This is a genomic window from Cellulosimicrobium sp. So1_17, from assembly GCF_055181235.1.
Genome location: NZ_CM143702.1, coordinates 2,714,874 through 2,738,857, shown reverse-complemented (window position 1 = coordinate 2,738,857; position 23,984 = coordinate 2,714,874). Strand labels below are relative to the sequence as shown.

Sequence of the window (23,984 nt, the reverse complement as noted above, 5' to 3'; positions counted from 1 at the left end):
TCAGCCCACCCGCAGGTGCGCGACGATGCCCTCGACGCGCTCCTTCGCGTCACCGAACAGCATGGACGTGTTCTCGCGGAAGAACAGCGGGTTCTGCACGCCGGCGTACCCGGTGGCCATCGACCGCTTGAAGACGACGACGTCGCGCGCCTCCCAGACGTGCAGCACGGGCATGCCCGCGATGGGCGAGCCGGGGTCGTCGAGCGCGGCGGGGTTCACGGTGTCGTTGGCCCCGATGACGAGCACCACGTCGGTGTCGGGGAAGCGGTCGTTGACCTCGTCCATCTCGAACACGACGTCGTACGGCACGCGCGCCTCGGCGAGCAGCACGTTCATGTGGCCGGGCAGGCGGCCGGCCACGGGATGCACACCGAACCGCACGTCGACCCCGCGCGAGCGCAGCAGCTCGACGAGCTCCGCGACCGGGTACTGCGCCTTGGCGACGGCCATGCCGTAGCCCGGCGTGATGACCACGCTGCGCGCGTCCGCGAGGAGGCGCGCGACGTCGTCGGCGTGGGTCTCCCGGTGCTCTCCCTGCTCACCCGTGGACGCGGAGACCGTGCCCTCCTCCGTGCCGAAGCCGCCGAGGATCACGGAGACGAACGACCGGTTCATGGCCCGGCACATGATGTACGACAGGATCGCGCCCGAGGAGCCGACGAGCGCGCCGGTGACGATGAGCAGGTCGTTGCTCAGCATGAAGCCCGCGGCGGCGGCGGCCCAGCCGGAGTACGAGTTGAGCATCGAGACGACGACGGGCATGTCGCCCCCGCCGATCGACGCGACGAGGTGCCAGCCGAGCGCGAGCGCGACGACGGTCATGAGCAGCAGCGGCCAGACCGACGGCGCCCCGACGAACCACACGAGGAGCGCGACGCTCGCGACGAGCGCCGACAGGTTGAGCAGGTTCCGCCCGGGGAGCCGCAGCGGCGCGGACCGCGCCCGCCCCGAGAGCTTGAGGTAGGCGACGACGGACCCCGTGAACGTCACGGAGCCGACGAGCACGCCGAGGTACACCTCGACGAGGTGCGCAGCGTCGCCGGCCTCGGCGACAGGCACGGCGAGGTAGGAGTTGTAGCCGACCAGCACGGCGGCCAGACCCACGAAGCTGTGCAGGATCGCGATGAGCTCGGGCATCTGCGTCATCTCGACGCGGCGCGCGCGCCACGTGCCGACGACCGCGCCGACGAGGAGCACGCTCGCGATGAGCAGCGCCGTGACGAGCGCCGGTCGCCGGCTCGTGTCGAGCGCGAGGACGATGGTCGCGCCGAGCGCGAGGACCATGCCGACGGCGCCCGCGACGTTGCCGCGCCGCGCCGTCTCCTGCCGGGACAGGCCGGCGAGGCTGAGGACGAACAGGAGCGCCGCGAGGACGTAGACGGCCTGGGCGACGGACGTGGGCGTCATCGGACCTCCCCCGCGCTGCCGGTCGCAGCAGCCGCCGTGCGACCCGCCGCCGGGCCGGTCGCCGGACCCACCGCCGTGTCCCGCCGGAACATGCGGATCATGCGGTTCGCGACGAGGAACCCGCCGAAGATGTTGATGCTCGCGACGGCCGCGGCGATGCACGCCAGGGTCGTGACGAGCCAGTCGTCCGAGCCGATCTGCAGGAGCGCGCCGACGAGGATGATCCCGGAGATGGCGTTCGTCTGCGCCATGAGCGGCGTGTGCAGCGAGTGCGTGACGTGCGAGATGACGTAGTACCCCACGACCACCGCGAGGACGAAGACCGTCACGTGCCCCACGAGCGACGGCGGAGCGAACGACAGCGCGAGCGTCACGAGCACCGCGGCGAGCGCGGCCCCGACGAGGCGCCGGCGACCGCGGAGCGCGCGCCGCTGCTCCGCCTGCGCCGCCGCAGCGGCGGTGCGCTCCGCGACCACGGCAGGATCCTCGGGCGGTCCCCCGTCACCACCCCCCGGCGGTGGTGCCGCGCTCACCGCCACGGGCGGCGGCGGCCACAGGACCTCGCCCTGGCGCGCGACGGTCATCCCGCGCTGCACCGGGTCGTCGAGGTCGAGGACGGTCATGCCGTCCTTCCCGGGCGTGAGCAGCTCGAGCAGGTGCACGACGTTCGTCCCGAGGAGCTGCGACGTGTGCTGCGGGAGCCGCCCGGGGAGGTCCGTCCAGCCGAGGACGACGACGCCGCCGTCGGTCACGACGCGCTCGCCCGGGACGGTCACCTCGCAGTTCCCCCCGCCGGACGCGGCGAGGTCGACGACGACGCTCCCGGGGCGCATGCCCGCGACCGCCGCCGCGGTGAGGGTGCGCGGCGCGACGCCCCGCACGAGCGCCGTCGTGACGACGACGTCGGCGTCCGCGGCCTCGCGCGCGTAGACCTCGAGCGCGTGCTGCTCCTGCTCGGGGGTGAGCGGTCGTGCGTAGCCGTCGGCGTTCATGTGCTGCTGCGCCTCGGGCGCGCGCACGGCGACGCCGCCGAGCGACTCGATCTGCTCCGCGGCCTCCGTGCGCACGTCGAACGCGCGCACCTGCGCGCCGAGGCTCGACGCCGTGCCGACCGCGGCGAGCCCGGCGACCCCGCCGCCGATGACGAAGACCTTCGCGGGCGGCGTCTTGCCCGCGGCGGTGACCTGGCCGGCGAACATGCCGCCGTACTCCTGGGCCGCCTCCACGACCGCGCGGTAGCCCGCGACGTTGGACAGCGTGCTCAGCACGTCGAGCGCCTGGGCGCGCGAGATGCGCGGGACCGCGTCGAGCGCCAGAGCCGTGATCCCGGCGGCGGCGAGCCGCTCGACGAGCTCCGGCCGGCTGCCCGGGTAGAGCATCGCGACGAGCGTCGACCCGGGCCGCAGCAGCGCGACCTGGGCGTCGGTCGGCGCGTTCACCGCGACGACGACGTCCGCGCCCCACGCGGTCGCGCCGTCGACGACCGACGCCCCTGCCTCCGCGTACGCCGGGTCCGTGAACGTGGCCCGCGCCCCGGCGTCGTGCTCGACGACGACCTCGTACCCGAGCGCGCGCAGGCGCTCCACCGTCCTCGGGGTCGCGGCGACGAGCCGCTCCCCGTCCCTCACCTCGCGGGGGACACCGATCCTCACGTGCAGGCTCCTCGCATCGTCGAACCATGACCGAGCATCACCGAGCTCGTCGGCCTCGCTGCCGACGGGTGCGCCGTGAGCCTACCGAGTCGCCGAGGGGAGCCGACCGGGTCGAACGTCCCGGACCTGTCGCGGACCGCCCGGACGGGGAGCTCTCCCCATCGGGCGAGGTGGCTTGGCGTCGTCCTCGTCCGCCATGATCAGGGCCGACATCGACCGACCCCAGGGGGATCCATGTACCGCACCGCGCCCGTCCGTCCCGTCCGTGCGCTCCTGCTCGTGCCCGCCGCCGTGCTCTGCGCCGGCGTCCTCGGTGCCTGCTCGTTCAGCGCCAACCTCACCGTGCCCGCGTCGACGATCGCGACCGACGCCGAGCGGGCGCTCGCCGAGATCGGTGAGGCGGACGTCGACTGCGGCGACGGGAGCGTCGGGCTCGTGGACGGGGAGGTCGTCGAGTGCGAGCTCACGGACCCCGCGACCGGCACGCTCTACGACCTGACGGTCACGCTGTCCGAGGTCGACGGGACGGACTACCACGTGGACGTGAAGGTCGCCGACGAGCCCAAGGCCTGACCGCGGGCTACAGGTCGCCCTTCTTCTGGAGGAAGCGCATCGCCGCCCAGCCGAACGGGATGCGCCCCCAGTAGGTGGCCACGCGGAACAGCACCGTGGCCGACGTCGCGAGCGCGACGGGCACCCCGGCGGCGGTGAGGCCCGCGGTGAGCGCGAGCTCGATGGTACCGAGGCCGCCCGGGGTCGGGACGGCCGCGCCCGCCGCGTTCCCGACGAGGTAGATGACGGCGACGTCGACGAGCGAGAGCTCCTGCCCGAACGCGGCGAGAGCGGCGTCGAACGCGAGCACGTACCCGAGCGTCATGACCACGTTGCCGCCGAACCCGAGCGCGAGCCGGCCCGGCTGGCCGAGCAGCTCCGACAGGCGCGGCCACACCTGCTGCAGCGTGGGCCGGATCTTCGCGAGCACCCAGTTCCGGACGGCGGGCACGAGCAGCGTCGCGAGGACGGCGAGGGCGACGCCGCCGATGGCGAGGAGGACGGTCGTCGACGGGAGCTGCACGAGCCCGCCGTCGCCCGTGAAGATCGACAGGACGACGAGCAGCAGGATCGTCACGACGAACTGCGACACCTGGACCAGCCCGACGGTCGCGACGGCGACCGGTGTCGAGACGCCCCGCTTCTGCAGCATGCGGAGGTTCAGCGCGGCCGGGCCGATGCCCGCGGGTGCCGCCAGGGCGACGAACGACCCGGCGGCCTGCGTGAGCGTGGCGCGGATCATCGGCAGGTGGACGGGGGAGAAGGCGACGAACGTCAGGGCCGCACCGACCCACGTGAGGACACCGAGCGCGAACGAGACGACCGCCCACCACGGGTTGGCCTGGGAGACGGCCTCCGTGATCTCGGCGAAGTTGATGCTCGTGACGACGACGGTCACCGCGACGACCGCGAGCGCGAGGGTGATGACCGTGCGGGCGCCGAACCGGGTGATGCGCTGCGGCTCGACGTCCGCCTCGGGCAGCCGTTCGACGAGCGCGGCGCGCAGCTCCTTGAGCAGCTCCTTGTCCTGCCGCATCTCCTCGCGCGTGCTCGGCGGCAGCGCGATCGACTGCAGGAGCGGACCGATCGCGGCGATGTCCTCGTCGGGCAGGACGCTCACCGCGGACTCGACGGCGCGGCGCGCGCCGACGCGCAGCGCGAGCAGCGCGACCATCTGCGCGAGGTCCATCCGGCGTGCGAGCTGCGACGACGCGATGTCGCCCTGGTCCCACCCCGTGAGCCAGACCTCCGGGGCGCCGGTGGCCGCCTCGCGCGAGACGAGCACGACGTCGGACGTGAGCGCCCGGTGCGCGATGCCCGCGGAGTGGGCGAGCGTGAGCTGGCGCCAGGCCTCGTTGAGCACGGAGTCGCTGACGCGGTCGGCGGGCAGGTCGCGCAGGGACACGGCGCCCCCGGCGTGCTCCTGCACGAGCACCATCGAGTCGGCCGCCTCGGCGACGCCGAGGAGGCGCGGGGTGCGGATGCCCGCCGCGCGGGCGGCGTAGGTGAGGAGCGCGGTCCGCTCGGCCGCGGCGCGCAGCGAGATCGCGGTGCGGCCCTCGAGGCCGCGCAGCCGCAGCGAGCGCCAGAACCGGGTGAGGAAGCCGACGACCTGCCGGTCGCCGTCGAGCACGACGACGTCCCGGCGGCCGCCGTCCTCGCCGAGCATCGCGTAGACGCGGTTGTCGCCCGCGCGCGTCAGCGCGATCGCCGCCGGGTCCGACGGTGCGGCCTCCCCCGGCCGGGCCGGGCCCCCGGCCGTGCCCGGGCGCTCGCCCGCGGTCTCCTCGGCGGGCGCGGTCCCGCCGAGGTGGCGCCGCGCGAGGGCGGCGTCGGCGGTGAGGACCGTCCCGGTGTCGTGCCCCGCGCCCGGTGCGCGCAGGACGCCGACGTGGACCTCGGAGGTGATGTGGCCCTCGGCGTCGACCTCCGTGATCGGGTCCTCGGCCGCCTCCGCGAGCTCGTCGTCGTCGGTGACGTCCCGGACGCGGACGAGCGCGACGGGGGCGAAGCCGGCGCGGCGCACGCCGGCCACGAGCTCCGGGCCGTAGGCGCGCTCGCTGCGCACGCCGGACACGTACCGGACCGCGAGGCCGGCGACGCGTCCGAGCAGGAGCGCGACGAGGATGCCGGGCAGCGACACCTGTCCCGTGACGAGCACGACGCCGATCGCGACGAAGATGAGGTTCCACGACCATGCGACGGTCCGGCGCCTCGTCCGGGTCCCGGCCGCGGTGAGCAGACCACCGAGCGCGGCGACGTAGCCGGGGATCGTGAGCCGCCACTCGCCCTGCGTGAAGATCGACATCCCGCGGACGAGCTCGTCGGAGCCCCACTCCATGACGGCGAGCGTCACGAGGATGCCGAGCAGGAGCCCGAGCGCCGCGGCGACGATGGACTCCACGACCTGCCGGCCGAGCCGGCGCACACCGAGCTCGATGAGGACGGCGGTGGGCACGAACAGCGTGACGAGGCCCTCGAGCACGGCCACGGGGACGAAGAGGACGCGGGCGAGGATGTCGGAGAAGTTCTGCACGTCCTCCGCGACGCCCTCGGTGGTGCCGTGTGCGAAGACCGACATGAGCATGACGAGCGCCACGCCGACGGCGCACAGGACCAGGTTGACGAGGTCGCTCGGGTGGCGGACGCGCTGCTCCGCGGTGTCGACGACGCGGACCGTGCCCTCGTCGACGGGGGCCGGGCGCGCGAGCAGGGCCTCGAACGCCCCGGTCTGCGGCCGGGGCTCGGGCCGCGGGCTCTCGACGAGGCTGCCGACCTCCACGACGGAACCTGTGGCCGGGCGGCCCTCGGGCGTCTCGTGGGGAGTCACGGGCATGGCTGCGAGTCTAGGGCTGGCCGTCCTCGTAGGCGCGGTATTTGGCCGATTCCTCCGGGTGATTCGACCGGTTCGTCCGGCACGTGCCGGGGTGCCCGCGCCGTGTCGCGCGCGAGTGTGAGCAAGGCCTCTCTAGCATGAGGACGACTCCGCGGCCCGATCCAGGGCGTCCGGCGGGGCTCGGACCGGGAGGTCTCCATGGCAGGCGACAGGTCGGCACGCGACAGGACGACGCGTCACGGGGCAGCACCCGACGCAGCAGGACCCGGCGCGGCACGCGACGGCGAGGTGGCCGCCGCCGAGTCGGCGGCGCAGGAGCGCAACCCGTTCCGCAGGGTGTGGTGGCTGCCCGTGGTGCGGGGGATCCTGCTCGTGGTGCTGGGGCTGCTCCTCATGATCGAGCCGCTCGAGCAGCTCGAGACGCTCCGGCTCGTCCTCGGGGCGTTCCTCGTGGCCGACGGCGTGCTGGTCGCCGTGCAGGGCTTCGTCCACCGGCAGCAGGTCGGGTCCGCGTGGTGGCTCGCGCAGGCGGGCGTGAACGTCGTGTTCGGCGTGGTCGTGGCGTTCTGGCCGGACCTCTCGCCGACCGCCCTCTACTACGTGCTCGCGGTGTGGGTGCTCGTGCTCGGCATCACGACGATCGCCGGTGCCGCGGCGCTGGCCCGCAACCGCGACCTCGGGTGGGCGTGGATGCTCGCGTTCGGGATCGTGTCGGTGCTGTTCGGGATCCTGCTCGTCACGCGACCGCTGGACGCGTTCGACGTGCTGCGCCTCGTGACGGTCGTCTTCGCGCTCTACGCGTTCGTCGCCGGGTCGATCCACGTGGTGTCCGGGTTCGCGGTGCGCGCCGTGGCGCGCGAGATCGCCGACCTGCGCGGTCAGGCGGTGGCCGCGGGCGTCGTCGTGACGGGTGGGTCCGTGCTGGGTGCCGCCGCCGAGCGTCCCGACGTCGCGCCGCCCACCGCGAGCGCCGCGCCCCAGGCCGCGCCGGAGCCCGGCAGCGGCGCCGCGCACCAGGCCGCGCCGGAGCCGGGCAGTGGCGCCGCGCCCGCCGGCGGTGTCGCTCCGACCGCGCCCGAGCCGGGCGCGCCGGAGCCGGGCGCGCACGAGCGGACGCCCGGGACCGACAGCCCCTCCGCCGAGCCTCCCGAGCCGCCTCGCGCGCGCGGGTGACGAGCCGCTGCCACGCCACGCTCCGCGTCGCCAGACCTCTCGGCGGGGGCGGAACAGTACACCGCGCCGAGGCCGCCCAGGGATGTGTCTCACGTCACGTCGGTTGCCTCGGGCTCAGGGTTACGACCCGGTAACAACGTCGGCAGGATGTCCCGCTTTCTCCTGCTTCTGACACATGCTCGACACGGCGCTGTGCTAGAAATCACGGCACTCCGCCACCAGGCCGGGGTCCTGGTGCGTGCGACGTCGCACCACCTGTGTCTCGTACCCCGAGATCTCCGAGAAAGAGGTAGACACATGACAGCGGTGTCCAAGAAGCGGCTCCTCGCCGCGGCCGCCGGCATCACGGCGGTGACGCTCACCCTCACGGCGTGCGGCGGCGACAGCTCCGGCGACGACGGCGACGGCGCCAGCTCGGCCGGGGGCGGCTCGCTGATCATCGGCACGACCGACAAGGTCACGACGCTCGACCCCGCGGGCTCGTACGACAACGGCTCGTTCGCGGTGATGAACCAGGTCTTCCCGTTCCTCATGAACACGCCGTACGGCAGCCCCGACGTCGAGCCGGACATCGCCGAGTCGGCGGAGTTCACGGCACCGACCGAGTACACGGTCACGCTCAAGCCGGGCCTGAAGTGGGCCAACGGCAACGACCTCACGTCCTCGGACGTGAAGTTCACGTTCGACCGCCAGCTCGCGATCGCGGACCCCAACGGCCCGTCCTCGCTGCTGTACAACCTGGAGAGCGTCGAGGCGCCGGACGACACGACCGTCGTCTTCCACCTCAAGAGCGAGAACGACCAGGTCTTCCCGCAGATCCTCTCGAGCCCGGCGGGGCCGATCGTCGACGAGGACGTGTTCTCGGCCGACGCGCTGACGCCCGACCAGGAGATCGTGGACGGCGACGCGTTCGCGGGCCAGTACACGATCACGAGCTACGACTTCAACAACCTCGTCTCCTACGAGGCCTACGAGGGCTACGAGGGTCTGCTCGGGGCCGCGAAGAACGAGAAGGTCGCGGTGAAGTACTTCGCCGAGGCCTCGAACCTCAAGCTCGAGATCCAGCAGGGCGAGATCGACGTCGCGTGGCGCAGCCTCTCCGCCACCGACATCGAGGACCTGCGCGGCAACGACGACGTCAAGGTCGTCGACGGCCCCGGCGGCGAGATCCGGTACATCACGTTCAACTTCGACACCCAGCCGTTCGGTGCCGCGACGCCCGAGGCCGACCCGGCGAAGGCACTCGCCGTGCGCCAGGCCGCGGCGTCGCTCATCGACCGCGACGAGCTCTCCGAGCAGGTCTACAAGGGCACGTACACGCCGCTCTACTCCTACGTCCCGGCGGGACTGACCGGCGCGATCGAGCCGCTCAAGGAGATGTACGGCGACGGCGCCGGTGCGCCCGACGCGGCCGCGGCCGAGGCGCTGCTCGCGGACGCGGGCGTCGAGACGCCCGTCACGCTCAACCTGCAGTATTCGAACGACCACTACGGCCCGTCGTCGGCGGACGAGTACGCGCTCATCAAGGACCAGCTCGAGAAGGACGGCCTGTTCACGGTCAACCTGCAGACGACCGAGTGGGTCACGTACGCCGAGGAGCGCACCGCGGACGTCTACCCGGCCTACCAGCTCGGCTGGTTCCCGGACTACTCCGACGCGGACAACTACCTCACGCCGTTCTTCCTCACGGAGAACTTCCTCGTGAACCACTACGAGAACACGGAGGTGAACGACCTGATCCTCGAGCAGGCCGTCACCGCCGACGCGGACGAGCGCACCGCGCTCATCGAGGAGATCCAGACGGCCGTGGCCGGGGACCTGTCGACGCTGCCGTACCTCCAGGGTGCGCAGGTCGCGGTCGTCGGAGCCGACGTCGAGGGCACCGAGGACACGCTCGACCCGTCCTTCAAGTTCCGCTACGCGGCACTGTCCAAGGGCTGACTCGCCCGACGTGCGACCGGCCCTCCGCCACACCGCGGAGGGCCGGTCGCCCGGTCGCCCCCTGCACCCCGACGAAGAGACGACATGACGACCACCACCTCGGACCAGCAGGTCGGCGAGGGCCGGACGGCGGCACCCCGCGCCCTCGGCCGCCGACGCGGCAGCGGCGGCGGGCTCGGGACCTACCTCCTCGTGCGCGCCCTCCTCATCATCCCGACCGTCTTCATCCTCGTGACCACGGTCTTCGTGGTCATGCGCGCCACGGGTGACCCGATCACCGCCGCGCTGGGCGGGCGGCTCACCCCCGACCAGCTCGCCGAGCGCATCGAGGCGGCCGGGTACGACCGGCCGATCGTCGTGCAGTACCTCGAGTACCTCGGCGGCATCCTGCGCGGCGACTTCGGCACGACCATCAGCGACAACCGGCCCGTGACCGAGGTCCTCGCGACCTACGGCAGCGCGACGCTCGAGCTCGCGCTCTACGCGCTCCTCGTCGCGTTCGTCGTCGGCATCCCGCTCGGCATGGCCGCGGGTTACTTCCGCGACCGCGCGTCCGACGCCGCGCTGCGCATCGGCGCGATCCTCGCCTACGCGACCCCCGTCTTCTTCGCGGGACTCCTGCTCAAGCTCGTCTTCTCCGTCTGGCTCGGCTGGCTGCCCGTCTCCGGCCGCGCCTCGACGAGCGCGGAGATCGAGATGCAGATGCTCGACGACCCGAGCGGCTTCTACCTCGTCGACGCGCTCCGCACGGGCGACCCCGAGGTGGTCGGCGACGTCCTCGCCCACGCGGTGCTGCCCGCGATCGCCCTGGGTCTGCTCACCGCAGGCGTGTTCCTGCGGCTCGTGCGGACCAACGTCATCGGCACGCTGTCCACCGACTACGTCGTCGCGGCGCGCTCGCGCGGCGTGCGCGAGTCGCGCCTCGTGCGCACGCACGCGTGGCGGCCCGCGCTCATCCCGATCATCACGGTCATCGGCCTCCAGGTCGCCATGCTCCTCGCGGGCGCCGTCCTCACCGAGACGACGTTCGAGTGGAAGGGCCTCGGCTTCCAGCTCGCCGAGTACCTGCAGGCGCGCGACTTCGTCGCCGTGCAGGGCATCGTCGTGCTCATGGCCGTCATCGTGGCGGTGACGAACTTCGTCGTGGACGTCGTCGCCGCGCTCATCGACCCGAGGGTGAGGTACTGACATGGTCGCCGAGACCGGACTCACCACCGGCGCCGCCGCACCGGGCGCGACGCCCGGGCCGCCGCCCGTGGCCGTCCCCGAGCGCGGGCGGGCCCCGTGGTGGAAGCGGCTCCCCGTCGTGCACCAGCTGCGCCAGAGCGTCGGCCTGCAGCGCGGCATGCTCGTCGCGGGGCTCGTCGTCACCGCGCTGTTCGCGCTCACCGCGGCGCTCGCGCCGTGGCTCGCCCCGTACGGCTACAGCCAGCTCCGCACGGAGGACGGCGCGTTCGGCGCACAGCAGCCGCCGTCCGCCGAGCACCTGCTCGGCACGACGGTCGGCGGGTACGACGTCCTGTCGCGCGTGATCTGGGGCGCCCAGACCGCGATCCTCGTGATCGTCGTGGCGATCCTCGCGTCGATCGTCGTCGGGGTGCTGCTCGGGCTCGTGTCCGGGTACTTCGGCGGCTGGGCCGACCGCCTGCTCGTCGTGGTCGCCGACGCGGTCTACGCGTTCCCCTCGCTGCTGCTCGCGATCCTCATGGCCATCGTCATCTCGGGCGGCCAGTCGAGCATGTGGGGCGGCATCCTCGCCGCGGCGCTGTCCATCACGGTCGTGTTCATCCCGCAGTACTTCCGCGTGACGAGGGCCGAGGTGGTGCGCATCAAGGGCGAGGCGTTCGTCGACTCGGCGCGCGTGCTCGGCACGCCGCACCACCGGATCATGCTGCGGCACGTGCTGCGCAACGCGACGCGCACGCTGCCGCTCATCGTCACGCTCAACGCGTCCGAGGCCATCCTCACGCTCGCGGGCCTCGGCTTCCTCGGCTTCGGCATCGAGCCGACGGCGGCCGCGGAGTGGGGCTACGACCTCAACAAGGCCGTGTCCGACGTGACGAGCGGCATCTGGTGGACCGCGCTCTTCCCCGGGCTCGCGATCGTCCTCGCGGTGCTCGGCATCACGCTCGTCGGGGAGAGCCTGAACGACCTCGCCGACCCGCGCCTGCGCTCGCGCCGAGCCGCCGCCGAGGTGTCCGGGGAGGTCGCCGAGACCTCCGTCGTCCCGGGCGGGACGCTGTCCGCCGGGCCCGGGGGGCTCGACGGGCTGGAGGGCCGGGGAGCGCGCTCCGACGGCGGACCGGCCGAGGACGACCTCGACCCGCTCGAGCGGCCGCTCGTGGACGGCACCGACGACGACAGGGAGGGCGGGCGATGACCGCGACCTCGCGCACCACGACCGGCACGACCGACCGCACGGGCGGGCCCGTCGTCGCGATCCGCGACCTCGCGGTGTCGTTCGCGACCGACGCCGGGTCGGTGCGCGCCGTCGACGGCGTCGACCTCGAGGTCGCCCCGGGGGAGGTGCTCGCGATCGTCGGCGAGTCGGGCTCCGGCAAGACCGTGACCGCGAAGACGATCCTCGGGCTCCTGCCGTCGACCGCGACGGCGCGCGGCGCCGTCGTCCTGTCGAACAAGGCCGGGACCGACGAGCACGACGTCGTCACGCTCGACGCCGACCGCCTGCGGACCGTGCGCGGCACGGACGTCGCGATGGTGTTCCAGGAGCCCTCTGCGGCGCTGAACCCGGTCTTCACCGTGGGCTGGCAGATCGCCGAGGGGATCCGGGCGCACGGGAAGGTGGGTCGACGCGAGGCGCGGCGGCGCGCGATCGACGTCCTGCGCCGCGTCGGGATCCCCGACCCGGAGACGCGCGTCGACCACTACCCGCACCAGTTCTCGGGTGGGCAGAAGCAGCGCGTCGTCATCGCGATGGCGCTCGTGCTCGACCCGGGGCTCATCGTCGCCGACGAGCCCACGACCGCGCTCGACGTCACCGTCCAGGCCGAGATCCTGGACCTGCTGCGGCGCTGCCGCGACGAGTTCGGCACGGCGATCGTGCTCATCACGCACAACATGGGCGTGGTGGCGGACCTCGCCGACCGCGTCGCGGTGATGTACCAGGGCAAGGTCGTCGAGCAGGCGACCGCCCGCGACCTCTTCGCGGACCCGCGCGCCGACTACACGAAGGCGCTGCTCGCCGCCGTGCCCCGCGTCGGCGAGGGCGTCGCCCGGGCCGCGACGCGCGCGTCGGCCCGTGCCGAGACCTGGGAGGCCGCGGAACCCGTCGTCGAGGCGCGGGGCCTGACCGTCACGTACCCGGGCCGCCTCCGCAAGCCCGGGTTCACGGCGGTCGACGACGTGTCGCTCACCATCCGCCCCGGCGAGGTGCTCGGCCTCGTGGGCGAGTCGGGCTCGGGCAAGACGACGTTCGCGCGCGCCGTCGCGGGCCTGACGCCCGTGACCGGTGGGTCGCTGCGCGTCCTCGGCGTCGAGATGCTGGGCGTGCGGCAGCGCGACCTGCTGCCGATGAGGCCCCGCATCGGGTTCGTGTTCCAGGACCCCGCGACGAGCTTCAACCCGCTCCTGACGATCGCGGACTGCGTCGCCGAGCCGCTCGTCGTGCACGGCCGGGTCGCGTCGCCGCAGGACGCGCGAGGCCGGGTCGAGGAGCTGCTGGAGGCGGTCCAGCTCCCGAGGTCGTACGGCGACCGCTTCCCGCACGAGCTCTCGGGCGGCCAGCGCCAGCGTGCCTCGCTCGCGCGGGCGCTCGCGCTCGACCCGGAGCTGCTCGTCGCGGACGAGCCGACGTCGGCGCTCGACGTCTCCGTGCAGGCGCGCGTGCTCGAGCTCTTCGCGGAGCTCCAGCGCGAGCTCGGCTTCGCGAGCCTCTTCGTGTCCCACGACCTCGCGGTCGTCGACCTGCTCGCGGACCGCATCGCGGTGCTCTACCGCGGCCGGCTCGTCGAGGAGGGGACGGGCGCCGAGGTCCTGGGCGACCCGCGCGAGGAGTACACGAGGCGGCTGCTCGCGTCGCTCCCGGTGCCCGACCCGGTGGCGCAGGCCGAGCGGCGCGAGGCGCTGCGGGCGCTGAGGGGCGCGTGACCGCCCGGCGGCGACGGTGGGCCGGCGCCCTCTGCGCGGCGGCGGGGGTGCTGCTCCTGCCCGCGTGCGGACCCGGCCCCGCCGCCCCGGACGGCGAGCCGTCGACGACCGCGCCGAGCGGCACGCCGTCGGCACCGGCCCCGCCTGCCCCGGACCCGGCCCCGACGGACCTCACCGCGGTGGTCGCGGCCGACCTGGCGGAGCTCGAGACCGCCTACGACGCGCGGGTCGGCGTCTACGCGGTCGACACCGCGACGGGCGACCTGGTCGAGCACCGGGCCGACGAGCGCTTCGCGTACGCGTCGACGATCAAGGCGCTCGCCGCAGGGTTCGTCCTGCGGGGCCGGTCGGTCGAGGTGCTCGACGAGCCCGTGCCGGTGACGCCCGACGACGTGTCCGGCGCGGGATGGTCACCCGCCACCGAGTCGCGCGTGGGCACGGACGCGACGGTGCGCGAGCTGGGCGCGGCGGCGGTCTCCGAGAGCGACAACGGCGCGTTCAACGCGCTGCTGCGCCGGCTCGGCGGACCAGAGGCGCTCCAGGCCGCGCTCGTCGACCTCGGGGACACGACGACCCTCGTCGACGCCTGGGAACCCGAGCTCAACCGCTTCACGCCGGGCGAGCCCGCGCGGACCAGCACGCCGCGCGCGCTCGCGGACGGGCTCGCCGCGTTCGCGCTGGGCGACGAGCTCGAGCCGGGCGTCCGAGAGGAGTACGTCGGCTGGCTCACGGGCAGCACGACGGGGGACGGCACGGTCCGGGCCGGCGCGCCGGACGGCTGGGTGGTCGGCAGCAAGACGGGCACCGCAGGTCGCCACGGGTCGCGCAACGACGTCGCGGTGGTGTGGCCTCCCGACGGCGCTCCGATCGTGCTCGCCGTCCTCACGGACCGCGTCGCGCCGGACGCGGAGCCCGACGACGCGCTGCTCGCCGACGTCGCACGGACCGTGCTGGGGGCGTACGCCGACCAGGGCTGACGGGTCCCGGGTGCGGCCGGTCCGCAGGACGCCCGGGTCACGGCCGTCGTCGCTCGCGACGGGCCTGCGTCGGCGCCGTGTGGAGATCTCGGTGAGGTCCTGCGACGTGGCGCGCGGTCCGGGCCGGCGCGCGCGAGACTCGCCGCGTGACGACACCTCAGGACGGCGGGCCCGACCGCTCCGAGCGGGTCGTGCGTGCCGTCACGGGGGTGGTCGTGGGCGTCGTGGGGCTCGGGCTCGTGGTCCTCGTCGTGGCGGTCGTGGGATACCAGATGCTCGTCAGCGGCTGGGCCGAGCAGTACGACACCTCGACGCGGGCCGACACGCCCGCCCCGGCGTCGACCCCGTCCGCGTCGGCTGATCGGACGGGCTTCTCCGAGGAAGGGCTCGACCTCTCGAACGAGGCGTACCGCCAGCGCGTCGGGTCGCCCGAGAGCCACGCGCAGGCGGCGCTCTCGGTGCCGGACGTGCAGGCGGCGCTCGAACCGCTCGCCTCCGGTGAGCCGGTCGACCAGGACGACGTGGTGTCGGTGCTCGTCGCAGCGGGGTTCGAGGACGTCCAGGTGCACGGCGGCTCGGTGCTCACCTCCGACACCTCGACGCACGTCGGGGTCGGTGTCGGCGTGCCGGGCGGCTGCGTCTACGGCGCGGTCGGGCCGGACGGCGTCACGCTCGAGGCGGGTGGCCCGATCGCGGACGGCGGCTGCCTGGAGATGCCGACGCACTGAGCGGACGTCGCGGCGCGTCCGGCCCGCCGGCCACGCCTGAGCGCGTGTCTCGCCCGCCCGCGTGCCCGCCGCGTGTCACGCCAGGCCGAGCGACTGCTTCCACTCGAGCGGCAGGAGCGCGTAGCCGACGAACGCGACGACGTCGAGGAGCGTGTGCGCGATCACGAGGGGCATGACGCGGTGCCGTCCCCACCGGCTCGTGTAGAACCACGAGAACACGACGCCCATGACGACGTTGCCGACGAACGGCCCGATGCCCTGGTACAGGTGGTACGAGCCGCGCAGCAGCGAGCTCGCGACGACGAACTTCACGCGCCCCCACCCGAGGTCGCGCGTGCGCTCGTACAGGTAGCCGACGGCGATGACCTCCTCGAGCAGGCCGTTCTGCAGCGCCGCGAGGACCAGGACGGGAACGGTCCACCACGCCGCGTTGAGCGCCGCTGCCTGGACCTCGACGGTGATGCCCATCGCCCGACCCGCGAGGTAGAACGCGAGGCCCGGGAGGCCGATGGCGGCGGCGAGCGCGAACCCCCAGCCGACGTCACGCAGGGGGCGGGCGCCGTCGAGCCCGATCGCCCGGACCGCGGACCGGCCCCGCGCGCTGAGCAGGTACAGCGCGAGCGCGACGGGCAGGACCGCGAAGAAGATCCCGACGAGCTGGTACGTGAGGTCGAGGTACGGCCGCGCCGACTGGCTGACGTTGAGGCTCGCCGACTGGTCGCGCAGCGGCGTGCCCGCGGTGAGCCGCGCGACGATGTTGATGATCGCGTAGACGGCGGACTTGCCGAGGCTCAGACCGAGGACGATCCAGATCTCCGCCCCGATGCGGCGTCGCGTCGCGCGGTCGGGGCGCGCTGGAGCGGCGGTCGTCGCGACGTCGTCCGTCGTCACGACCGGCGCGGCGGTCGGGTCGGGGGCTGGCACCGTCCGGTTATAGCACCGCCACCCGGGTGCGGGCTCGACGTCTGCTGGACGCGGGCTGCCTGCCGAGCACGCCCCGGCGGTGCGGTCAGACGTCGCGGGGCGGGCGCCCGGGGCGGCGGACGGGCCGGACGTCGCGGGGGAGGCGGTCGGCGTCGGACAGCGCGCGGCGCAGCAACATCTCGATCTGCGCGTTGACGCTGCGCAGGTCGTCCGCGGCCCAGCGGGCGAGCGCGTCGTGCACGGCAGGGTCGAGCCGCAGCAGCACCGACTTGCGCTGCACCCTGCGCGGCCGCTCCGCGGGCACGCCCGTGCCCGACGACGGTCCGTCGCCGTCGTCGGGCACGTCCGGCCGCCGCTCGGGCGGAGCAGGGGTCACCGGTACAGCGACCCCGTGTTGACGACGGGGGTCACGCGGCTGTCGCCGCACAGCACGACGAGCAGGTTGGACACCATCGTGGCGCGACGCTCGTCGTCGAGCGTGACGATGTCGTCGGCCTCCAGGCGGGAGAGCGCGTCCTCGACCATCGAGACCGCGCCCTCGACGATGCGCGAGCGGGCGGCGATGATCGCGCCGGCCTGCTGGCGCTGCAGCATGGCCTGGGCGATCTCGGGCGCGTACGCGAGGTTGGAGATGCGCGCCTCGATGACCTCGACGCCCGCGACGACGACGCGCTCCGCGACCTCGGCGGCGATCTCGGCCGAGACGACCTCCGTCGCGCCGCGCAGGGACTCCTCGCCCGCGTCGGCGTCGTCGTAGGGGTGCGACATCGCGACGTGGCGCAGCGCGGACTCGGACTGCACCACGACGAAGTCGTCGTAGTCCTCGACGGCGAAGCTCGCCTTCGCGGTGTCCGCGACCTGCCAGACGACGATCGCCGCGATGTTGATGGGATTGCCGTCGGCGTCGTTGACCTTGAGCTCGCTCGTCTCGAAGTTGCGCACGCGCACGGAGACGCGACGGCGCGTGCTGAAGGGGACGGTCGCGACGAGGCCGGTGCGGCGCACCGTGCCGAGGTACCGGCCGAAGAACTGGACCACGACCGTCTCGCCGGGGTTCACGACGGCGACGCCCGTCGGGAGGAAGACCCCGAGGAGGAACAGCACTACACCGACGGTGATGAGGACGCCCGGGCTGCCCAGCTCGGCCGCCGCGGCGACGACGAGGCCGACACCTCCGAGGAGGAGCAGGACGCTGAGCGCGATGACGCCGGCCGCGCCGCCCGCACCGAGGGACCACGCGGGGCGTTCGGTGACGTCCACCCGGGTCCCGGCGTGACCCACCGGGCGGCCCACGGGCTCGCCGCCCACGGAGTCTTGCGGGGGGGCTGCGCTCTCGGTCACGGTCGCCGTCCTCTCCTGCGGCCGACGGCCGCTGCCGATGTATAGCAAAGTGATATCACATTATCCGGCCGAACACGACATGGCGGTCTTTCTGCGGCCGTTGGCGACCTTCAGGTCGTGCTCGGCGGGTTCAGGGGGTTGTCTTCGGGGCGGACCTGTGCGACTCTACAAACAGGTTTGCAGCACAAACTACTCTGCGAGGACGGACAGCGAGCATGACGAGCGACCACGACGGCCCGAGCGACGACCCGTCCTCCGCCGAGACCCGCCAGGTCTTCGACCCTGCCGAGACCCTGCGGCTCATCCAGCAGCAGCAGGACCGTGCGCGCGCCGCGACGGAGCCCGATGGCCGCCTGCTCTTCCTGGCCTGGGGCCTCGCGTGGCTCGTCGGCTACCTCTGCCTGTTCCTGAGCGCGGACGCCGACGGGCAGGCGGCGCCGTGGGCGTTCTTCGTCTTCTCGGGCGCGATCGTCTCGGCCGTCGCGTTCACGATCGTCCACTCGGTCACGCGCACGGCCGGCACCCGCGGCGTCAGCGCGCGCACCGGTGCGATGTACGGCTGGTCGTGGATGCTCGGGTTCCTCGCGCTCGGGCTCGTCCTCGGCGGTCTCGGTCGCGCCGGGGCCTCCGAGGAGGTCATGGCGCTCGCGAGCAACGCGTTCGCGTGCATCGTCGTGGGGCTCCTGTACCTCGGGGGAGCGGCCGCGTTCCAGGACGTGCGGCTCTTCGCGCTCGGCGTGTGGATCCTGCTCGTCGCCGCGGTCGCGACCTTCGCGGGACTCCCGCTCACCTACCTCGTCATGGCGGCCCTCGGTGGCGGGGGCTTCCTCGTGATGGCCGGGATCGAGCACGGGCTGCGTGCCCGACGACGGAGCGTCGCCGCTCGCTGCGTGGGCACCACGTCCGGGGCGGGGGAGGCGGTCGATGCCTGACGTCGAGCTCGACTCGGTCATCCACGCCCCAGCCCGGCTGCGCGTCGTCGCGACGCTCGCTGCGCTCGGCGCCGGCGACGAGCTGTCCTTCCCCAAGCTGCAGAAGCTGCTCGACATGACGGCCGGCAACCTGTCGACCCACCTGCGCAAGCTCGAGGACGCGGGCTACGTGCGCGTCACCAAGACCCACGAGGGCCGCACGCCGGCCACGTACCTCGCGCTCACGGTCCACGGCCGCAGCGCGTTCGAGGACTACACCACGGCACTGAACACCCTCCTGAGAGGAGCCGGAGCATGAACGTCTCACGCACCCGGACGGACCGGGCCGCAGGCCCCGACACCCGCACCGACGCCGACACCCGCACCGAGACCGGCACCGCGGCCGGCACCGCGGCCGGCGCCGCGCCGTCGGGCACCGGCGCCGACCGACCGGTGGTCGCCGCCGACCACGTGACGCGGCGCTTCGGGCAGGTCGTCGCGCTCGACGACGTGTCGCTCACCGTAGGCGCGGGCGAGCTCGTCGGCCTGCTCGGCCCGAACGGCGCCGGGAAGTCGACGCTGCTGTCCCTGATCAGCGGGCAGCGCAAGCCCGACGCGGGCACCGTGCGGCTGTTCGGCGGCGACCCCCGCGACGCCCGGAGCCGCGTCTCGCTCGGCATCACGCCGCAGGAGACCGGCCTGCCCGCGACGCTCAAGGTCCGCGAGGTCGTGGACTTCGTGGGCGGCCACTACCCCGACCCCGTCCCGACGGCCGAGCTGCTCGACCAGTTCGGCCTCGCCGACCTCGCCGGCCGCCAGACCGGCGCGATGTCCGGCGGGCAGAAGCGCCGCCTCGCGGTGGCGCTCGCGCTCGTCGGCCGGCCGGCCGTCGTCCTGCTCGACGAGCCCACCACCGGCCTCGACGTCGGCGCCCGGCAGACGCTGTGGGACGCGATCCGCGCGTACCACGCCGACGGCGGGACCGTCCTCCTCACGAGCCACTACCTCGAGGAGGTGCAGGCGCTCGCGGAGCGGGTCGTCGTCATCGACCAGGGCGTGGTCCGGGCCGACGACTCGCTCGACGCGATCCTGCGGCGCGTGGCGCTGCGCCGCGTCGTCGTGCGGTCGACGACAGACCTCGCGGCGTGGCCCGGCGTGGTCCGGTCCGAGCGTGCCGCCGACGGCCGGCAGGAGCTGTACACGCCCGACGCCGACGCGCTCGTCCGTGAGCTCGTCACCTCGGGCGTCGACTTCCACGACCTCGAGATCCGGGGCGCGAGCCTCGAGGAGGCGTTCGAGCAGATGGTCGCACGCGACGGCGCGTCGGCCCCCACCACGACCGACGGAGGACGGCGATGAGCACGACGGCGAGCAGGACCCGCCCGGGCGAGGGCCCGGCGTCGGGCACGACGGGCGGCCGCGCGGCCCTGCCCGGTCCGGTGCGGCTGACCTGGCTGCACCTGCGCTACCAGTTCCTCGAGACGGTCCGCGTGCCGATCGCGGTGCTCGGCAACCTGCTGTTCCCGGCGCTCGCGATGTTCTTCTTCGTCGTGCCGCAGGAGGCCGTCGCGCAGGACCCCCTCGCGGCGACCACGGCCGTCGCGTCGCTCGGGCTGTTCGCGATCTGCTCGGCGAGCCTGTTCACGTACGGGCTCGGCGTCGCGGAGGACCGCCAGCTCCCGTTCGACCCGTTCGTGCGGTCGCTGCCCGCAGGGCCCGCTCCGCGCATGGTCGCGCGCATCCTCAACGGCGGGATCTTCTCGCTGTTCGGGGTCGTGCCGCTGATCCTCATCGCGTGGCTGTTCACCGAGGCGAGCGTGACGTGGTCGCAGCTCCTCGCCGGCGTCGGGACGGTGCTGATCGTCTCCGTGCCGTTCGTGCTGCTCGGCATGGCGGTCGGGTACTCGCTGTCCGCGAAGGCGGCGCTGCCCGTCGTGCAGGTGATCCTCTTCCCGCTCGCGTTCGCCGGCGGTCTGTTCCTCCCGCCGTTCCTCTTCCCGCCGTGGCTCGACACCATCTCGATGGCGACACCGACGCGCGCCGGCCGCGACCTGCTCGTCCAGGCGCTCACGGGCGAGCCGGCGTACGGGCTCGCGTGGCCCGTCCTCATCGCGTGGACCGTGCTGTTCGCTGCGCTCGCCGTGGGCGCATACCGCCGCGACGAGGGCCGTCGCTTCCGCTGACGTTGCCCGGGAGGGCGCTCGCGCGCCCTCCCGCACCCCGCTCCGGCGCCTCGTCAGCCCGCCGACCGCAGGCGCAGCGAGTTGCCGACGACGAGCACGGAGCTCGCCGCCATCGCGGCGCCGGCGATCATCGGGTTGAGCAGGCCGGCGGCCGCGAGCGGGATGGCCGCGACGTTGTAGGCGAACGCCCAGAACAGGTTCTGCTGGATGATCCGCAGGGTCCGGCGCGAGAGCCGGATGGCGGTCGCCGCGGTCCGCAGGTCGCCGCGGACGAGCGTGAGGTCGCTCGCCTCGATCGCGACGTCCGTGCCCGTGCCCATCGCGAGCCCCAGGTCCGCGGTCGCGAGCGCGGCGGCGTCGTTCACGCCGTCTCCCACCATCGCGACGACCCGGCCCTCGCGCTGCAGGCGCGCCACGACGTCGACCTTCTGGTCCGGGAGGACTCGGGCGATCACGTCGGTTTCCGCGATCCCGACGGCGCGCGCCGCCTCGCGGGCCGCGCCCTCGCCGTCGCCCGTGAGCAGGTACGGGCGCAACCCGAGGCCCTTCAGCTCGGCGACCGCTTCGGCGGACGTCGGCTTCACCGGGTCGCGCAGCACGAGCACGGCGCGGGCCGTGCCGCCCCAGGCGACGACGACGGCGCTCGCCCCGGTGCGCTCGGCGTCCGCGAAGGCGTCCTGGAGCGGGGGAGACGTCGTCACGCCCTGGCCGGCGAGCCACGCCGGCTGGCCGACGAGCACGCGCCGCGCGTTGAGCGAGCCTTCCGCGCCCGACCGTGCCTCCTCTGGACCGGACCCGAGCGAGAGGCCCGAGTGCGCCGCCCGGACGACCGCCTCGACGCCGCCGCCCGCCGTGCTGCGGAAGTCGAACGCCTGCAGCGAGCCGATGCGGACGCCGTCGGCCCCCACCGCCGTGTCAGGGCGAGGCGACGCCCCGGTGACCTCTGGCCCGGACAGCTCGGACGAGGCAGGAGTCGTGTCAGGGCGAGAGGACACGCCGGTGACCTGTGGCCCTGACACGTCGCGGGCCGCGGCGGCGATCGCCCGGGCGATCGGGTGCTCGCTCAGCGCCTCGACGGCGCCGGCGTGACGCAGCGCGTCGAGCGCGTCCTGCGCCGTGTCGGCGCCCTGCGTCACCGGAGTGTCCTGGACCCCTGACAGGTCGAGTGTGCCCGACGGCGCGACCACGGCCTCCAGCGCCATCGCGCCCTGGGTGACGGTGCCCGTCTTGTCGAGCACGACCGTGTCCACGCGCCGTGTCGACTCGAGGATCTCCGGACCCTTGATGAGCACGCCGAGCTGCGCGCCGCGGCCCGTGCCGACGAGCAGCGCCGTCGGCGTCGCGAGCCCCAGCGCGCACGGGCACGCGATGATGAGCACCGCCACGGCGGCCGTGAACGCGAACTGCGTCCCGGCGCCCGCGAGCAGCCAGCCGACGAGCGTCCCGACCGCGAGCACGAGCACGATCGGGACGAACACCGCCGAGATGCGGTCCGCGAGGCGCTGCACCGGGGCCTTGCCCGTCTGCGCCTGCGACACGAGCCGCCCGATCTGCGCGAGCGTCGTCTCCTCGCCCACGCGCGTCGCGCGCACGAGCAGGCTCCCCGACGTGTTCACAGTCGCGCCCGTCACGTCGTCCCCCGGCGCCACGTCGACCGGCACCGGCTCGCCCGTGAGGAGCGACGTGTCGACCGCGCTCGACCCCTCGAGCACCACGCCGTCCGTCGCGACCTTGTCCCCCGGCCGCACGACGAACACGTCCCCGACGCCGAGCGCCGTGATGGGCACCAGCTCGGTGAGGCGCGCGCCGTCCGGCCCCGTGCGGGGCGTGCCGTCCGGGCCGACGAGGACGCGCTCGGCGTCCTTCGCGCCCAGCTCGAGCAGCGACCGCAGCGCGTCGCCCGCGCGGCGCCGCGACCGGTGCTCGGCGTACCGCCCGGCGAGGAGGAACGTCGTGACGACCGCGGCGACCTCGAGGTACAGCTCCGGCGGGCCCATCTCGTCGCGCCTCGGCACCAGCGTCGGCTGCATGCGCATCCCGATCTCCCCCGCGCCGCCCAGCAGCAGCGCCCACAGGGACCACAGCGACGCCGCGATCACGCCGAGCGACACGAGCGTGTCCATCGTCGACGCGCCGTGGCGCGCCGCGCGGAACGCCGCCCGGTGGAACGGCCACGCCGCCCACGTGACGACCGGCAGCGCGAGCGCCGCGACGACCCACTGCCAGCCCGGGAACTGCAGCGCCGGGATCATCGACAGCGCGAGGACCGGGACCGTGAGGACCGACGCGACGCGCAGGCGGCGCAGCAGGTCGGTGCCCCGGTCGCGTGTCGGTTCCGCGTCCGCCCCCGTGGTTCCGCCGGCGCGGACGGGGGCGGCGTCGGGGCTCGGGCTACCATCCGCGCCGCTCGTCCCTCGCGTCGCTCCCGCCAGGCCCGCCACGCCCTTCGCCTCCGACGCCGCCCCCGTCCCCGCCTCCGCCGCCGTCTCGCCACGGGTGGTGGCCGGGGCCGTCGTGCCCGACGGCGTGCGCCCGGCTGATGCGGTCGGCTCACCCTCGCGATCTGCCGAGAGAGCACCGTGCTCCCCCGAGGTAGTGCTGCGGTCCGCCGAGGTAGTACCGCGGTCCTTCGAGGTAGTGCCGCGGTCTGCCGAGGTAGTGCCGCGGTCCGCCGAGGTGGTACCGCGGTCCGGGTGCGCGAGGGCGCGGCGGGTCGTGACGCGGGCGGTGTAGCCGGCCCTCTCGACGGCCGCGACGAGGTCGGCGTCGGAGACGTCGGCCGCGAGGACGACGTGGGCGTTCTCGAGAGGGAGGTTGACCGTGGCCGTGGCGCCGTCGACGCGGTTGAGGCGCTTCTCGACGCGCGCGACGCACGATGCGCACGTCATGCCCTCGATCGCGAGGTCGACCTCCGCGAGGGGTGCGGGCGGGAAGGCGGAGGATCCGGCCGTCGCGGCCGTCGCGGCCGTCGCGTCGGGTGCGGCTGGTGCACCCAGGGACTGCGGGGACTGCGGGGACATGAGGGTGACTCCTCGACAGGTTCGTGACGGTGTCACCGGCGTGGTCCGGGGTGGCGGACGTCGCGGCGGGCGCCTGCCTCCGGTGAGGTGGTGGCGCGGCGCGGAGGGCCTGGGTCGCGCGGCGGCGACGTGTCGGCAGGCGGTCCGCGGGTGGTGCTGCGGTCTCCCGACGGCGGGGCGCACGGTCGTGCGTGAGGTGCGGCCCGCCGTCGGGCACCGGGGCGAGCTGTCA

Annotated in this window: 19 protein-coding genes; 12 read left to right on the top strand and 7 right to left on the bottom strand. The window is 74.1% G+C overall.

Annotated elements, in window-relative coordinates:
• Together pntB and ACZCLJ_RS11955 are read right to left on the bottom strand one after the other, a co-directional pair.
• Entirely contained in the window at positions 1–1,407 is a 1,407-nt protein-coding gene (gene pntB, locus ACZCLJ_RS11960; protein ID WP_251152050.1) for a Re/Si-specific NAD(P)(+) transhydrogenase subunit beta, read from the bottom strand.
• Positions 1,404–3,059, bottom strand: a complete 1,656-nt coding sequence (locus tag ACZCLJ_RS11955; protein ID WP_463103847.1) for a Re/Si-specific NAD(P)(+) transhydrogenase subunit alpha — start codon at positions 3,057–3,059, stop codon at positions 1,404–1,406. The genes pntB and ACZCLJ_RS11955 overlap by 4 nt, the downstream gene beginning before the upstream one ends.
• A gap of 234 nt (positions 3,060–3,293) precedes the next feature.
• Between ACZCLJ_RS11955 and ACZCLJ_RS11950 the strand changes: the two genes are divergently transcribed.
• Positions 3,294–3,632 carry a hypothetical protein gene (locus ACZCLJ_RS11950; protein ID WP_463103846.1) on the top strand — a complete coding sequence of 113 codons (339 nt, stop codon included), beginning with the start codon at positions 3,294–3,296 and terminating at the stop codon, positions 3,630–3,632.
• A 7-nt stretch (positions 3,633–3,639) separates the two neighbouring features.
• Here ACZCLJ_RS11950 and ACZCLJ_RS11945 read toward each other — a convergent pair whose 3' ends face one another.
• Positions 3,640–6,447, bottom strand: a complete 2,808-nt coding sequence (locus ACZCLJ_RS11945) for a flippase-like domain-containing protein (protein WP_463103845.1) — start codon at positions 6,445–6,447, stop codon at positions 3,640–3,642.
• A gap of 198 nt (positions 6,448–6,645) precedes the next feature.
• Between ACZCLJ_RS11945 and ACZCLJ_RS11940 the strand changes: the two genes are divergently transcribed.
• The 7 genes from ACZCLJ_RS11940 (at position 6,646) to ACZCLJ_RS11910 (ending at position 15,373) form a co-directional block, all read left to right on the top strand.
• Positions 6,646–7,620 carry an HdeD family acid-resistance protein gene (locus ACZCLJ_RS11940; protein WP_463103844.1) on the top strand — a complete coding sequence of 325 codons (975 nt, stop codon included), beginning with the start codon at positions 6,646–6,648 and terminating at the stop codon, positions 7,618–7,620.
• A 297-nt stretch (positions 7,621–7,917) separates the two neighbouring features.
• The gene (locus ACZCLJ_RS11935; protein ID WP_463103843.1) at positions 7,918–9,561 is read left to right on the top strand and encodes an ABC transporter substrate-binding protein; all 1,644 of its coding nucleotides are present in this window, start codon (positions 7,918–7,920) and stop codon (positions 9,559–9,561) included.
• Between the two features lie 84 nt (positions 9,562–9,645).
• Positions 9,646–10,749 carry an ABC transporter permease gene (locus ACZCLJ_RS11930; protein ID WP_251152056.1) on the top strand — a complete coding sequence of 368 codons (1,104 nt, stop codon included), beginning with the start codon at positions 9,646–9,648 and terminating at the stop codon, positions 10,747–10,749.
• Positions 10,750–10,906: 157 nt separating this feature from the next.
• The gene (locus ACZCLJ_RS11925) at positions 10,907–11,941 is read left to right on the top strand and encodes an ABC transporter permease (protein ID WP_463106399.1); all 1,035 of its coding nucleotides are present in this window, start codon (positions 10,907–10,909) and stop codon (positions 11,939–11,941) included.
• Positions 11,938–13,668, top strand: coding sequence for a dipeptide ABC transporter ATP-binding protein (locus tag ACZCLJ_RS11920; protein WP_463103842.1), 1,731 nt, complete (start codon positions 11,938–11,940; stop codon positions 13,666–13,668). Before ACZCLJ_RS11925 ends, ACZCLJ_RS11920 begins: the two co-directional genes overlap by 4 nt.
• Positions 13,665–14,645, top strand: a complete 981-nt coding sequence (gene bla, locus ACZCLJ_RS11915; RefSeq protein ID WP_463103841.1) for a class A beta-lactamase — start codon at positions 13,665–13,667, stop codon at positions 14,643–14,645. The genes ACZCLJ_RS11920 and bla overlap by 4 nt, the downstream gene beginning before the upstream one ends.
• A gap of 146 nt (positions 14,646–14,791) precedes the next feature.
• Positions 14,792–15,373: a DUF6993 domain-containing protein gene (locus ACZCLJ_RS11910; RefSeq protein ID WP_463103840.1), complete on the top strand. Its 582-nt coding sequence runs from the start codon at positions 14,792–14,794 to the stop codon at positions 15,371–15,373.
• A gap of 75 nt (positions 15,374–15,448) precedes the next feature.
• On the opposite strand, the gene ACZCLJ_RS11905 is transcribed toward ACZCLJ_RS11910, so the two are convergent.
• The 3 genes from ACZCLJ_RS11905 to ACZCLJ_RS11895 form a co-directional block, all read right to left on the bottom strand.
• Positions 15,449–16,297 carry a CPBP family intramembrane glutamic endopeptidase gene (locus ACZCLJ_RS11905; RefSeq protein ID WP_463103839.1) on the bottom strand — a complete coding sequence of 283 codons (849 nt, stop codon included), beginning with the start codon at positions 16,295–16,297 and terminating at the stop codon, positions 15,449–15,451.
• Positions 16,298–16,382: 85 nt separating this feature from the next.
• Entirely contained in the window at positions 16,383–16,673 is a 291-nt protein-coding gene (locus tag ACZCLJ_RS11900; protein WP_463103838.1) for a type II toxin-antitoxin system antitoxin, read from the bottom strand.
• The gene (locus ACZCLJ_RS11895; protein ID WP_463103837.1) at positions 16,670–17,638 is read right to left on the bottom strand and encodes an SPFH domain-containing protein; all 969 of its coding nucleotides are present in this window, start codon (positions 17,636–17,638) and stop codon (positions 16,670–16,672) included. Before ACZCLJ_RS11895 ends, ACZCLJ_RS11900 begins: the two co-directional genes overlap by 4 nt.
• A 215-nt stretch (positions 17,639–17,853) precedes the next feature.
• Here ACZCLJ_RS11895 and ACZCLJ_RS11890 point away from each other — a divergent pair, with 215 nt between their 5' ends.
• From ACZCLJ_RS11890 to ACZCLJ_RS11875, 4 genes are read left to right on the top strand one after another with little or no spacing between them, the layout of a single operon-like run.
• Positions 17,854–18,570 (top strand): hypothetical protein, encoded by a 717-nt coding sequence (locus tag ACZCLJ_RS11890; RefSeq protein WP_463103836.1) that lies wholly within the window; start codon positions 17,854–17,856, stop codon positions 18,568–18,570.
• Positions 18,563–18,868 carry a transcriptional regulator gene (locus ACZCLJ_RS11885; protein ID WP_251152064.1) on the top strand — a complete coding sequence of 102 codons (306 nt, stop codon included), beginning with the start codon at positions 18,563–18,565 and terminating at the stop codon, positions 18,866–18,868. Before ACZCLJ_RS11890 ends, ACZCLJ_RS11885 begins: the two co-directional genes overlap by 8 nt.
• A complete protein-coding gene (locus ACZCLJ_RS11880; protein WP_463103835.1) occupies positions 18,865–19,908 on the top strand; it encodes an ABC transporter ATP-binding protein in 1,044 nt (347 codons plus the stop codon). The genes ACZCLJ_RS11885 and ACZCLJ_RS11880 overlap by 4 nt, the downstream gene beginning before the upstream one ends.
• A complete protein-coding gene (locus ACZCLJ_RS11875) occupies positions 19,905–20,732 on the top strand; it encodes an ABC transporter permease (RefSeq protein WP_463103834.1) in 828 nt (275 codons plus the stop codon). The genes ACZCLJ_RS11880 and ACZCLJ_RS11875 overlap by 4 nt, the downstream gene beginning before the upstream one ends.
• Positions 20,733–20,785: 53 nt before the next feature.
• On the opposite strand, the gene ACZCLJ_RS11870 is transcribed toward ACZCLJ_RS11875, so the two are convergent.
• Complete coding sequence (locus ACZCLJ_RS11870; protein WP_463103833.1) at positions 20,786–23,752, bottom strand: heavy metal translocating P-type ATPase; 2,967 nt, start codon at positions 23,750–23,752, stop codon at positions 20,786–20,788.
• Positions 23,753–23,984 lie beyond the last annotated feature (232 nt).